At 70.9% G+C, this 12889-nt stretch carries 12 protein-coding genes; 8 read left to right on the forward strand and 4 right to left on the reverse strand.

The window, feature by feature from the left end; genetic code table 11:
• Nucleotides 1-125: 125 nt before the first annotated feature.
• Nucleotides 126-1472 (reverse strand): MFS transporter, encoded by a 1347-nt coding sequence (locus BDW27_RS17850; protein WP_158543590.1) that lies wholly within the window; start codon nt 1470-1472, stop codon nt 126-128.
• 179 nt (nt 1473-1651) lie between these two features.
• Between BDW27_RS17850 and BDW27_RS17855 the strand changes: the two genes are divergently transcribed.
• The 5 genes from BDW27_RS17855 to BDW27_RS17875 all read left to right on the forward strand — a co-directional run bounded on the left by BDW27_RS17855 (nt 1652) and on the right by BDW27_RS17875 (nt 6937).
• Entirely contained in the window at nt 1652-2734 is a 1083-nt protein-coding gene (locus BDW27_RS17855) for a permease (RefSeq protein ID WP_110050390.1), read from the forward strand.
• Nucleotides 2731-3576 carry a TIGR03943 family putative permease subunit gene (locus tag BDW27_RS17860; RefSeq protein WP_110050392.1) on the forward strand — a complete coding sequence of 282 codons (846 nt, stop codon included), beginning with the start codon at nt 2731-2733 and terminating at the stop codon, nt 3574-3576. The genes BDW27_RS17855 and BDW27_RS17860 overlap by 4 nt, the downstream gene beginning before the upstream one ends.
• 156 nt (nt 3577-3732) lie before the next feature.
• Nucleotides 3733-5151: a cell wall metabolism sensor histidine kinase WalK gene (locus BDW27_RS17865; protein ID WP_110050394.1), complete on the forward strand. Its 1419-nt coding sequence runs from the start codon at nt 3733-3735 to the stop codon at nt 5149-5151.
• Entirely contained in the window at nt 5148-6242 is a 1095-nt protein-coding gene (locus tag BDW27_RS17870) for an AI-2E family transporter (protein ID WP_110050396.1), read from the forward strand. The genes BDW27_RS17865 and BDW27_RS17870 overlap by 4 nt, the downstream gene beginning before the upstream one ends.
• A 32-nt stretch (nt 6243-6274) precedes the next feature.
• Nucleotides 6275-6937 (forward strand): TVP38/TMEM64 family protein, encoded by a 663-nt coding sequence (locus tag BDW27_RS17875; protein ID WP_026129434.1) that lies wholly within the window; start codon nt 6275-6277, stop codon nt 6935-6937.
• A gap of 31 nt (nt 6938-6968) precedes the next feature.
• Here the strand turns inward: BDW27_RS17875 and BDW27_RS17880 are convergent, their stop codons facing one another.
• Both BDW27_RS17880 and BDW27_RS17885 read right to left on the reverse strand, forming a co-directional pair.
• Nucleotides 6969-8279, reverse strand: coding sequence for an ABC transporter substrate-binding protein (locus BDW27_RS17880; protein ID WP_110050397.1), 1311 nt, complete (start codon nt 8277-8279; stop codon nt 6969-6971).
• A 272-nt stretch (nt 8280-8551) separates the two neighbouring features.
• On the reverse strand, nt 8552-9484 hold the full coding sequence (locus BDW27_RS17885; RefSeq protein WP_110050399.1) for a LysR family transcriptional regulator: 933 nt from the start codon (nt 9482-9484) through the stop codon (nt 8552-8554).
• A 267-nt stretch (nt 9485-9751) separates the two neighbouring features.
• Here BDW27_RS17885 and BDW27_RS17890 point away from each other — a divergent pair, with 267 nt between their 5' ends.
• Complete coding sequence (locus BDW27_RS17890) at nt 9752-10906, forward strand: acyl-CoA dehydrogenase family protein (protein WP_110050401.1); 1155 nt, start codon at nt 9752-9754, stop codon at nt 10904-10906.
• A gap of 34 nt (nt 10907-10940) precedes the next feature.
• Here the strand turns inward: BDW27_RS17890 and BDW27_RS17895 are convergent, their stop codons facing one another.
• On the reverse strand, nt 10941-11720 hold the full coding sequence (locus tag BDW27_RS17895) for a 4'-phosphopantetheinyl transferase superfamily protein (RefSeq protein ID WP_199560692.1): 780 nt from the start codon (nt 11718-11720) through the stop codon (nt 10941-10943).
• Nucleotides 11721-11822: 102 nt separating this feature from the next.
• On the opposite strand from BDW27_RS17895, the gene BDW27_RS28030 reads away from it, so the two are divergent.
• Complete coding sequence (locus tag BDW27_RS28030; RefSeq protein WP_017545546.1) at nt 11823-11957, forward strand: hypothetical protein; 135 nt, start codon at nt 11823-11825, stop codon at nt 11955-11957.
• 57 nt (nt 11958-12014) lie between these two features.
• A complete protein-coding gene (locus BDW27_RS17900) occupies nt 12015-12821 on the forward strand; it encodes a DeoR/GlpR family DNA-binding transcription regulator (RefSeq protein ID WP_017545547.1) in 807 nt (268 codons plus the stop codon).
• Nucleotides 12822-12889 lie beyond the last annotated feature (68 nt).

Raw genomic sequence — 12889 nt, forward strand, 5'->3', positions numbered from 1 at the left:
GCAGGGAACGCGACCCCGAGCACGAGTAGGTGTGGGATCCCCCCATCCCCGAGCCGCCGAGGGCCGACCCGACCACGGGTCGGCCCTCGGCCGTGCGCTGGAGCGGGGGCAGGGGACTCGGACGGTCAGGCGCGCGGTCCGCCCGGCACGGAGGCGAGGTCGGAGCCCCGTGTCTCCCGGGCGAAGACCACCGCGACCACGGTGACGACCCCCACTCCGGCCACGTACGCCGAGATCGGCAGGCTGGTTCCGAAGGTCGCCAGGAGCGCCGTGGCGATGAGCGGGGCCAGCCCGCCCGCCACGATCGACGCCAGCTGGTATCCGATGGAGGCTCCCGAGTAGCGGACCCGGGTGCTGAACAGTTCGGAGAAGAAGGCCGCCTGCGGGCCGTACATGGCGCCGTGCAGGAAGAGTCCCACGGTGGCGGCCAGGGTCACCGACCAGAAGGTACCGACGTCGATGAGCGGGAAGAACGCGAAGCTCCACGCGGAGACCCCCAGAGCGCCGAAGGCGATCACGGGTCGGCGGCCGACGACGTCGGACAGGGCGCCCCACATGGGGATCGTCACGAGGTGGACGGCCGAGGCTATGAGCACGGCGTTCAGGACCGCGTCGTTGCCCAGCCCGGCCTGCTGGGTGGCGTAGACCAGGATGAACGCGGTGACCACGTAGTACGACACGTTCTCGGCCATGCGCACGCCCATGGCCACGAGGGTCTCGCGCCAGTGGTGGCGGAGCACGTCCAGGATGGGTGCGCGCTCGGTGGTCCGGTCGGTGGCGGCCTTGCGGGAGGCCTCCTGGAAGACCTGGGACTCGGTCACCGCCAGCCGGATCCACAGGCCGATGAACACCAGGACCCCCGACAGCAGGAACGGCACGCGCCAGCCCCAGTCGAGGAAGGTCTGGTCGGTCATCACCACGGCGAGGACCGCCAGCACGGCGGTGGCCAGGAGGTTGCCGCAGGGCACCCCGGCCTGGGGCCATGAGGTCCAAAAGCCCCGGTTGCGGGCCCTGCCGTGTTCGGCGACGAGCAGCACGGCCCCGCCCCACTCGCCGCCCAGCGCGAACCCCTGCACCACGCGCAGGAGGGTGAGCAGCAGGGGAGCGGCCACCCCGACGGCGGCGTAGGTGGGCAGCAGGCCGATGGCGAAGGTGGCGCCGCCCATGAGGAGCAGACTCAGGACGAGCAGTTGTTTGCGGCCGACCCGGTCGCCGAAGTGGCCGAAGACCAGCCCGCCCAAGGGCCGGGCGACGAAGCCGACCGCGTAGGTGGTGAAGGCCAGCATGGTGCCGACCAGGGGGTCGGACTCGGGAAAGAAGACGTGGTTGAACACCAGGGCGGCGGCGGCCCCGTAGAGGAAGAAGTCGTACCACTCGATGGTGGTGCCGATGAGGCTGGCCGTGACGACGCGGTGGAAGGGCGTCTTCGGAGCGTCTCCGCCCCCGGGGGACGATGTCGTTCTCGGTTCCATGCCCGCACACGCTAGGGACCTGGGCGACCGCTGCCTATGGGGGTTGTCCGCACACTTGAGCGCCCCGCCATGTGTGGACCCACCCTGGTCGTCCACAGGCCGATCGGCGGATGTACAAACGAAAATCGTTTTCGGTTACCATTCGGGGAGTTCCCAATCGAACCCCACGGAGTGCCCCCGTGTCCGAACGGACCACATCGGAGCGCGACGCCACGCCCGATCCCACCAGCTCACTCGGCGACTCCATCGCCCGCGACTGGAGCGACCACGGCGACGAACTGCCCCCCGCCGACTGGGGGAGGCGCACCGGCTCGCGCCGCACCGGAACGGTCTGGCTGTTCGCCCTCTTCATCACCGCCATGGCGATGGCCCACGCCTGGATCACGGACGAACTGACCAGCCAGGCCTTCCTGGCCTGGGCGACCATCTTCACGGCCATCAGCTTCCAGGCCCTGCCCTTCCTGGTCTTCGGGGTGGCCCTGTCGGCGGCGCTCATCGCCTTCGTGCCCACCTCGGCCTACCAGAGGTTCATCCCGAGCAAGCCTGGGCGGGCGGTCCCCGTGGCCGGAGCCTCCGGTGCGCTCCTGCCCGGGTGCGAGTGCGCCTCCGTGCCCATCGCCGGGAGCCTCATCAAGCGCGGGGTCGCTCCGGCGGCGGCGCTGACCTTCCTGCTCGCGGCGCCGTCCATCAACCCCATCGTCATGATCGCCACCGCCGTGGCCTTCGCCGGGCAACCGGAGATGATCCTGGCCCGCTTCGTGGCCTCGCTGCTGGCCTCGGTGGTCATCGGCTGGATCTGGGTGCGCTTCGGCAAGGCCGACTGGCTGCGCCTGCCCTCGCGGACCCACGCCCCCGGTGCCTCCAAGTGGCAGGTCTTCCGGGAGTCGATGCTGCATGACATGATGCACGCGGGCGGCTACCTGGTGGTCGGCGCGCTCGCGGCCGCCACACTCAACGTCATGGTGCCGCGGGAGTGGCTGCTGGCCGTGGCCGAGGCGCCGATCATCTCGGTGCTGGTGCTCGCCCTGCTGGCCATCCTGCTCTCGATCTGCTCGGAGGCCGACGCCTTCGTGGCGGTCAGCCTCACCGACTTCTCGCCCACCGCAAAGCTCGCGTTCATGGTCATCGGGCCGATCGTGGACCTCAAACTGATCGCGATGCAGGCCGGGGTGTTCGGCTGGCGCTTCGTCGCCCGGTTCGCCCCCATCTGCCTGGTGGTCGGCCTGCTCAGTACCTTCCTGATCGGAGCCATCCTCCTGTGAACCGGATCGCCCAGGGGCTCACGCTCGTCCTGCTCGGTGCCGCCGCGCTGACCAGCACCGTCCCCACCAACCTGTACCTGAACTGGGTCAAGGCGGGTTTCGGCCCGTTCCTGATCGCCGCCGGAGTGGTCATGGTGCTGCTCGGCGTCCTGATCATCGTCGCCGAACTGCGCGGCGAGAGCCACGCTCTGGACGAGGAGGACGCGGTTCCTGAGGACGCCGTGACGACCGCGTCCTCAGACGGCTCCGCGCCCCGCTCGGAACTCGACCACGCCACGGCCGAGTACGGCAACGGCGGCGGGGACGGCCACGGGCACGACCACTCCGTCGCCCCCCGCGTGGCCTGGCTGCTCCTGCTTCCCGTGATCGCGGTGTTCGTCATCGCTCCGCCCGCACTCGGTTCCTACACCGTGGAGAGCACCGGCGGTTCCAGCGGCCCGCCTCCGCGCGACGAGCGCGCCCCCTCCCGGTTCACCGACGAACTGAGCCAGGCCGCCCCCGAGGACGTGGTCCCGCTCGACATCCAGCAGTTCGTCATGCGGGCGTGGATCGACGAGGAGCGCGAGCTGTCCGGCCGCGAGGTCGAGCTCACCGGGTTCGCCGTACCCGCGCAGGACGGTGACGGCTGGTACCTGGCCCGACTCCAGATGGCCTGCTGCGCCGCCGACGCGGTGGTCAACAAGATCCTCATCACCGACCATCCCGCGCCGGAGGCCGACACCTGGTGGACGGTGCGCGGTACCTGGGTGGAACCGGAGGGGGACCTGTACGACGTCTCCGAGCACGAGATCACGACCACCTCGGTCGATGAGGTCACCAACCCGCCGGACCCCTACGAGTAGTCTGCCCGGCCGCCCCGCGAGCGCATCGGCTCGCGGGGCGACGCGCTGTCGGGGACGAAACCGCCCGAATCGGGATCTCGTGCCCGTTCGTGCGTTTCGGTCGCCACACCGGAGATCATTCAAGGGTTTCCTATTGCGCTGAGTCACAATGGGTGGGTGGCAGATCGGTACGAGCGACCCTGGAGGCCCTGGGGCGCACTACGTCCGCGAAGCATCCGAGCCCGGGTCACGCTCGGTGCCGTCGTCATCCTCTCCCTGGTCATCTGCATTCTGCTCAGCGCCTCCATCCTGCTGATCCGGGAAGTCACCCTGAACGAGCTCCGGGACCGGGCCGCCGAGGGCGCCCGTCACGTGGCCGACCACATCATGACGGAGCGTTACGACGGGCCGATTCCGGCGTCCGAACCCATCCTGCGCTTCCAGGTGATCGATTGGGAGACCGACGAGGTCCTGGCCTCCAGCGTGGCCCTGAGCGGGCTACCGCCCCTGAACGAGCACGACCCCGACCCCGGCGACTTCAGGGTGGACGACTACGTCTGTGACGTCATCCCCGAGGACCCGACGGGTGACTGCTTCCAGGTGGTCGCGTACGTGGTCGACGGCTCCGCCTACGGCGACAACGTCATGGCCCTCGCCGCCACCCGCACCCCGCTGATCCTGGGCGACAGGGTCCTGGAACTCGTGCTGCTGGGCGCCTCGGCCCTGCTGATCTTCGGATCGGGCTTTGTCATCTGGTACGGAGTCGGACGGGCCCTGCGCCCGGTCTCGCTGATCAGCGACGAGATGGAACTCATCTCCGTCGGCGACCTGCACCGCAGGCTCCCCCTGCCCAAGAGCGACGACGAGATCGCCCACCTGGCGCGAACCGCCAACTCCAGCCTCGCCCGGTTGGAGGAGGCGGTCACCCGACAGCGCCGGTTCGTCTCCGACGCCTCCCACGAACTGCGCAACCCCATCGCGGGCATGCGCACCAAACTGGAGGTCGAACTCTCCGACCCCGATCCTGACCAACGCGCCCGGGAGCGTCTGCTGACCGGACTGCTCTCCGACACGGAACGGCTGGAGAACATCGTCGGGGACCTCCTGGAGATGGCCCGTCTGGACACCGACCTGGAGATGGCGCACGAGCGGATCGACCTCTCCGAGACGGTGAGACAGGAGTTCTCCGACCAACCCGGCCCGCCCCAGCTGTACGTGCACGCCTCGGAACCCGTGTACGCGCGGGTCAACCGGCTGCGCGTCGTCCGGGTGCTGACCAACCTCGTCGCCAACGCCGCACGCCACGCCAACAGCCGCATCGACGTCATCGTGCAGCACCACGAGGGAGCCGCCGTGGTCGAGGTGCACGACGACGGCTCGGGCATCCCGGTCAAGGACCGCGAGCGCGTCTTCGAACGCTTCGCCCGGCTCTCGGAGTCGAAGGAACGCGATCCGGGCGGCAGCGGCCTGGGGCTGGCCATCTCACGGGAGATCGCGCGCGCCCACGGCGGCACCCTGACCGCGGGCCACAGCGACCTCCTCGGCGGGGCCCTGTTCACCCTGCGTCTCCCCGACCCACCGGAGCGGAGCAAGTGAGATCCAGGAAGCGCGCACCCGAGAAGCGGCCCGAGGCACCGGCGCGGCGACCGGTGGTCGAGGAGACACACCGCCCCAACTACTTCCTGCTCGGCTTCATCGGAGCCCTGGGGGTGCTCAGCGCCTGGTTGCTCGTGCAGGCCCTGACCAGTGCCCGGGCGGTGTTCGTCTACATCCTGGTCGCGCTCTTCCTGGCGATCGGCCTCAACCCCGCCATCGAGTCCCTGCGGCGGCTGCGGATGCCGCGCTGGGCCGCGATCCTCTCGGTGTGCCTGGCGCTGGTGGCCTTCCTCGTCGTGTTCGTCTGGGCGATCGTGCCACCCCTGACCACGCAGGTCAGCGGCTTCGCCACGTCCCTGCCGTCGTCCCTGGACCAGCTCCAGCACTCGGCGTTCTTCCGTGACCTGGACCGGCGCTACGACGTGATCGGCCGGATCGAGGGCGTCGTCACGGCCGGCGACTTCGGCCAGCAGGTCTTCGGTGGACTGGTGGGAGTGGGACAGGTGGTGTTCAACTCGCTGTTCGCCACCTTCACCGTCCTCATCCTCACGCTCTTCTTCATGGCCTCGCTGCCCGGGATCCTGGACGTCTCGTACCGGTTCGTGCCCCGCTCGCGCCGGGCCGGTGTCAAGGAGATCGGTGACGAGATCGTTCAACGTATCGGCGCGTTCATCGCCGGACAGTTGGTGGTCGCGGCCCTCGGCGGGGTGGTGGCCTTCCTGTTCCTGTGGCTGACCGGCTCCGCGTACGCGCTCACCCTGGCCCTGGTGGTCGCGGTGACGGCGCTGATCCCGCTGATCGGGACCACCATCGGCGCGGTGGTGGCGTCGCTGGCCGTAGCCGTCGGCGACCCGTGGATGGGTCTGGTGACGCTGGTGTTCTTCCTCATCTACCAGCAGATCGAGAGCTACGTCATCGCCCCGAGGGTCATGCGGCACGCGGTGGACGTGGTGCCCACGGTCAACATCACGGCCGCGCTGCTCGGCGGCGCCCTGCTCGGACTGGTGGGCGCTCTGTTGGCCATCCCGACGGCGGCGGCGCTCACCCTGGTGCTGAAGAAGGTGGTCTTCCCCCGCCTGGAAGAGCGCTGAGCAGCCCCGAACCAGCGCCTAACCTGGGACGAATGGGGCACAGGTGGGGTCGGGTGTGGCGCGTGGCGCTGCTCGCGGGGTGGGTCGCGCTGCTGGTGTGGGCGGTCCTGCGCGGACCCGACCTCGGGGCGGTGCGGGCGTGGACCGCCGACGCCGGGCTCCGGGGCGCCGTGGTCTACCTGGCCGCCTATGTCCTGGCCGTGCAGGCGCTGGTGCCGCGCCCGGCGCTGAACATCGCCGGGGGACTGCTGTTCGGCCTGGCGGCGGGGGTGGTGTTGGCCCTGGCCGGGGGAGTGCTGGCAGCGGTCATCCAGTTCGCGGTGGCCCGCCACGTGGCCGGGGACGCGCTCTCCCGTCGACTCCCCGAAAGGGTCCGAAACCGGCTGGAGGGCCTGGTCGGGTGGCGGGCGCTCCTGGCCGTCGTGCAGCTACGGCTCATTCCGGTGATCCCGTACCAGATGGTCAACTACGGATTCGGGGTGACCGGGCTGCGGGCCGGCCCCTTCGCCGTGGGGACCGCCCTGGGGTCCCTGCCGGCCACGGCCGCGATGGTGCTGGTCGGCACAGGCGGGACCGACCTCGGGTTCCCGGTGGCGGTGGCCACGGGTGTGGCCGCCGCGCTCCTCGCGCTGGCCTGGTGGTGGCGTTCGCGCCGTCGCCGAGCGCGGGAACCGGAGCGGCGGGCGCGGACGTGATCCGGTGTGTCCGCGCCCGCCGTCCACGGACTCAGCCGAACAGGGGCACCTCGTCCGGTGCGGGACGGTCCAGCTCGAAGGGGAGGATCTCCCCGCCGTCGCTGTCGGTGACCCGTGGTTCCTGGAGGATCTCGGGTTCCTCCCCGGCACGGTTGCGCACCACCATCACCCCCGAGTAGCCGCTGTGGTCGTCCTCGGTGGCGACGAAGGGGACCAGGCCGGGGCCGGTCCACTCCCGTGAGTTGAGGGTCCCCAGCAGCCGCTCGCGGTCCAGGTCCGGGCCGACCTCCATGAGGAGCTGGGCGAACAGGGTCGCCTGCACCATGCCGTACACGGTGGTGTCGGTGAAGGGGGCGCCCTCGTTGTACTCCTCGTGGATCTCGCGGTAGAACGCGGTCCAGGGATCGTCCTCCTGGGCGGCCATCGGAAGGAACGCGGTGATGATGAGGCCGTCGGTGAAGGTCTCGGGCGGGACGTCCTCGGCGGGGGTCCCCTCGGCGTACTCCTCGATGAGCTGGGAGATGGTCTCCACGTCGCCGCCGAAGCTGGGCGCCACCCACTGTGGTTCGTAGCCGATCTCCTGGGCCTCGAGGATGGCCAGGCCGAGGAAGGCGGGGATGCAGTAGCAGACCGCCACCTCGGCGTCGGCCGCCTTGAGTTCGGTGACCTGGCCGTCGAGTTCCGGGACACCCGGGTCGTAGGACTCCCAGGCGACGATGTCGTCGATGAGGTACTGCTCGATCCCCGAGTGGGAGGCGGGCCCGACGTCGTCGTTCTGGTAGAGCAGACCGACGTCGTCACCGGGGAAGTTCTCGGCGAGGTAGGCGCCCTGGACCTTGGCCTCCTTGGAGTAGTCCACCTGGAAGCCGTAGCTGTGCGGGTACTCCTCGGGCTGGTCCCAGGCGAGCGCGCCGGAGGAGACGAAGAGGTCCGGGACGCCCTCGTCGTTCAGCTCCTCGATGACCGACTCGTGGGTGGGGGTGCCCAGTCCGCCGAGCATCGCGAAGATCCCGTCGTCGTCGACCAGGGAGCGCGTGACGTCCATGGTCCGCGCCGGGTCGAAGCCGTCGTCCTCCACCCGGTAGTCGATCTTCCGCCCGTGGATGCCGCCGTTGTCGTTGATGTGGTCGAAGACCGCGCTCGCCCCGGTGGAGACGTGCGCGAACCCCGGCGAGGCCGGTCCGGTCAGCGGCTGGTGGGTCCCGATGACGACGCTGTCGTCGGTGACCCCCGTCGTGGTGGCGTCGGGGGAGGTCTCCTGGTCGGCCGACTCGGGGCCCGCGCAGGAGGCGGCGAGTACCGCGACGGCGAGGGCCGCCGCGGCTGTTCCCAGTGTTCGCATGGTGGTTTCCTGAACTCGGTTGTGCCTTCGCTGCTGGGCCTGGCGGCCCGTGGGGGAAAGCGGCTTCGTGCTCGGGAGAAGGAGAGGAGGCGACGGTGCCTACTCGCCAGTACGTTACCGGCTGGTAAACATCATACGAACGGGCCTCACGCCCGCGGCCACCGGTAGCCCCAAGGGGGTCGGCGCACGGATCGGAACGGATCGCCGCTGGTCACAGTGGGGCGGCGGTGTCCGGTGGAAATGTCGGTGCGCGGGGTGCGTGTGTGCTTCGGTCAGGGGCGGACGGGTCGCGCGGCCGGGCGGCCGCCTTCGGAGGGGGTCCGGTCCAGCAGCTCGCGGGCGAGCCTGGCGACACGGTCCGAGGCCTGGTCCACCGGGCTGTCGCGGCGCCAGACCAGCAGGTGCCGCAGCTGTATCGGAGCGCCCTCCAGTTGGCGCACCACCACGCCGCGCCCGGACTCGAAGTCCGCCTGGCACGGAGCGATCGCCCGGCGGTCGGCGATGAGGTCGCGGATCTCCGACCTCTCGTAGAGCCGGTACGGGACCTGGGGGCTGAACCCCGCCCGCTGGCAGGCCAGGTAGAAGCACTCCGGCCAACCGGTGCCGTCCGGCGGCGTCAGCGCCCAAGGACACTCGGCCAGGTCCTCCAGTCGGATGTACGTCTCCCGCGCCAACGGGTGCTCCGACCACAGCGCCACGTGCAGAGGATCCACCGCGAGCATCGCCCAGGCCAGGGGGCCGTCGGTCGGAAGGTCGCGGTCCACGTAGTCGATGGTGGTCCCCAGGTCCAGTCGCCCGGCCCGCACCAGGTCCGTGACCAGCTTGGGCGAGTACTCGGTGCGCACGTGCACCGGAACATTGGGGAACACCTCCGGCAGCCGCGCCGACAGCTCCACGGTGAGCGGACCGACCCCGCCCACGCGCAACGTGCTCGGCGAGGCGCCGCGCGCCGTGATGTCGTGCAGCAGGTCGTCCATCGACAACAGCACCGCACGCGCCCGGACCAGGACGAACTCGCCGAGTTCGGTCGGCCGTACCCCCGAACGTCCCCGGTGGAACAGGGGGCCGCCCACTTCGCGCTCGATCCTCTGCAACTGGGTCGTCAGCGCGGGCTGCGACGTGGACAGCGCGGCGGCCGCCCGCGTCACGCTGCCGGTGTCGGCCAGGAGGCAGATCGTTCGCAGATGGCGGAGTTCGAGGTCCATGCGTGGAATCTAAGGCGCCGGGGGCCTCCGTGTACAGGCGTCGCGGGCAGAACGGACGAGTCGCACATCCTGTGCGGTGTTCCGGCCCCTTCGGGCCCTTCCGTCCAGGGTCCACCGGTCCGGTGGCACCTCGGTTCCGTCCGGCGTGGTTCGTTGGGATAAGGTGCCCTGCGTCACCATATAGTTGGATGACCTACTACTTCGTGGGGAACCCGCGAAGCCGGTCGGTCCGAGGCGCGCCTGGGGCGCCCAACCGTGGGAGAGTTCATGGCGGTCGAACGCACGCTGCACACACCCGAGGCCGAACAGCTCATGGAGCTGACCGGGGAGATCGTGGACAAGGAGATCGCCCCCCGCGCGGCCGAGGACGAGGAGGGCTCCGTCTTCCCGCGCGACGTCTTCACCACCCTGGGGCGGGCCGGACTGCTCGGGCTCCCGTACCCGGGCGAGTACGGCGGCGGCGACCAGCCCTACGAGGTCTACCTCCAGGTGGTGGAGGAACTCGCCCGGGGCTGGCTCGCGGTCGGTCTCGGAGTCAGCGTCCACACGCTCTCCTGCTACCCGCTCGCCACCTTCGGCACCGCCGAGCAGAAGTCCGCTCACCTGCCCGCCATGGTCGGCGGCGAACTCCTGGGCGCCTACTGCCTGTCGGAGACCTCCTCCGGCTCCGACGCCGCCGCCCTCACCACCCGCGCCGAGCGCGCCCCGGACGGCTACCGGGTCAACGGCGCCAAGGCGTGGATCACCCACGGCGGCCAGGCCGACTACTACGCGCTCTTCGCCCGCACCGGCGCGCCGGACTCGGGCGCGCGGGGGATCAGCTGCTTCCACGTCCCGGCGGACACGCCCGGCCTCGGTTCGGCCACCCCCGAGCACAAGATGGGCATGCGCTCCTCTCCCACCGCCGGGGTGACCTTCGACGGCGTCGAGCTCGGCGCCGACGCGCTGGTGGGGGAGGAGGACCGCGGCTTCGGGATCGCCCTGTCCGCCCTCGACTCCGGCCGTCTGGGCATCGCCGCGTGCGCCGTGGGAGTGGCCCAGGCCGCGCTGGACGCCGCGGTCACCTACTCCCGGGAGCGCCGCCAGTTCGGCGGTGCCATCGGCGACTTCCAGGGGATCGGCTTCATGCTGGCCGACATGGCCACACAGATCGCCGCCTCCCGCGAGCTCTACCTGTCCGCCGCCCGCCTGCGCGACGCCGGACGCCCGTTCGGCAAACAGGCCGCCATGGCCAAGCTCATGGCCACGGACACCGCCATGAGGGTCACCACCGACGCCGTCCAGGTCTTCGGTGGCTACGGCTACACCCGCGACTTCCCGGTCGAGCGCTACATGCGCGAGGCCAAGGTCCTCCAGATCGTGGAGGGCACCAACCAGGTGCAGCGCCTGGTCATCAGCCGCCACCTCGCCAAGGAGGGGTAGGGGCCGCAGGGCCCGGCGGTGTCCGGGCCCCGGTCTACCCGCGCAGGAGTTCGGCGGTGCGCTCGGGAGGGTGCACCGTCAGCCTCACCGCGCGGTCGGTCAGCACGGCCAGCGCCGACCGGTACTCGGGCCCCCGGTCCAGGTCCGAGAGCCAGGCGGACTCGGGGCAGCCGCCGCCCTCCCAGGACAGCAGACGCGCCTCCGCCTCCGGCGGGCTGACCGTCACCCTGCGCAGCCCGCCCGACAGCCCCAGTCCGGTCGCCTTGAGCAGGGCCTCCTTGCGCGCCCAGTAGCCGAAGAACGCCCCCGTCCTGTCCTCCTCCGGCAGCGCGTCCCACGCCAGGCGTTCGCCGTCGGAAAGCGAGTACCCGGCCAGCCCGGCCAGGTCACGGCTCTCGGAGATCCGCTCCACGTCCACGCCGAGCGGCACCTCCCGGGCCAGCGCCAGGGCCACCCACTCACCGGAGTGGCTGACGGAGATCTCCCACCCACGCGCCGCTCCCGAGGGCACGGGCTTGCCGTGCGGGGCCCGCTCACCGTCCCGGCCCTCCTCCGCGCCGGTCCGGGACTTGTCCTCGCAGGAGCGGCAGCGCAGGTCGAAGGTCACCGTCTCCGGCGCGCAGCCCGCCCTGTCCGCCAGCACCAGGCGGGACAGGGCACGACCCAGCAGGTGGCGGTCGCGGTCCGCCTGGAGCCGGAACCGCGCCTGGCGTTCGAGTTCGGATCTGTCCAACAGACGCAGCAGGCGGTCACTCGCGGCGGAGGTGTGGGCCCACCACACCGTGGAGTCGAGGGGCGCGGAGCTGAGGGTCATATCTCCCATTGTCGCTGATCTTCCGGGTGATCTGTGGTGTGAGCCGAACCCAAACGGGGCATTCGGTAAGTGGCAGGTCAGCCCGCCCCCTTGGAGGCTCAGATGTCTGTCGTCATGCTGCTCGGCGCCGGAGCGCTCGTCGGCCTCGTCACGCTCACCGTGCTCTTCATGGTGACCCTGCTGTCCGACAGGCCGGAGAGCGAGGCACACCCCACCAGGGACCGGTCCGTACTCTAGGGAGGCGCGGTCCCCCGCCGTGCGCCACGACCAGCACGGAAGGATGGGCCCGTACCCATGACCGAGGAGAGCCGACCGGCCTTCGCCGCCGAGCGCCGGGAGCGCATCCTGGAACTGGTGCGGGCCAACGGCAGCATGTCCCTGCGCGACATCGCGGCCAAGGTGCGCGCCTCGGAGGTCACGGTCCGCCGTGACGTGCGCGCCATGGAGGCCGAGGGCCTGCTGGACCGCCGCAGGGGCGGCGCCGCGCTGCCCGGCAGGATCGGACATGAACAGAGCTACACCGGTAAGAGCGGCCAGTGCGCGGCCGAGAAGGCCGCCATCGCCACGGTCGCCGCGCGCCTGGTCCGGCCCGGCGACGCCATCACCATCGGCCCCGGCAGTACCGCCGAGGCCTTCGCCCGGGCCCTCCTGGGGCACGGGGACCTCACCGTGGTCACCAACTCCCTCCGGGTCGCCGACGTCCTGGCCGGTGCCGCCGGGGTCGAGGTCGTGATGACCGGGGGCACCCTCCACGCGCCCATGCGGGCCCTGGTCGGGGCGGCGGCCGAGGAGTCCCTGGCGGGACTTCGGGTCAACCGCGCGTTCCTGTCCGGCAACGGGGTCAGCGCCGACCGTGGACTGAGCACCCCCAACCCCGCCGTGGCCAGTGTCGACCGCGCCCTGTCCGCCTGCGCGGAGGAGACCATCGTCCTGGCCGACCACACCAAGGTCGGCGCGGACACCATGGTGACCACCGTCGCCCCCGAGGAGATCGCCCACCTCGTCACCGACAGCAGCGCTGACCCCGAGGTACTGATGACCCTGGAGGAGACCGGCGCCCTGGTCCACGTCACCGTGGTGGCCGACGAACGCGGCCAGTGACCTTCACGGGAGTCTGTGCGCCCCCTTCGGGACGAATGGAGCGCGTACCGTAGCGTCCGCACCTATTG

Origin of the sequence: Nocardiopsis sp. L17-MgMaSL7 (assembly GCF_003182025.1) — a bacterium.
GTDB classification, from domain to species: Bacteria; Actinomycetota; Actinomycetes; order Streptosporangiales; family Streptosporangiaceae; genus Nocardiopsis; species Nocardiopsis prasina.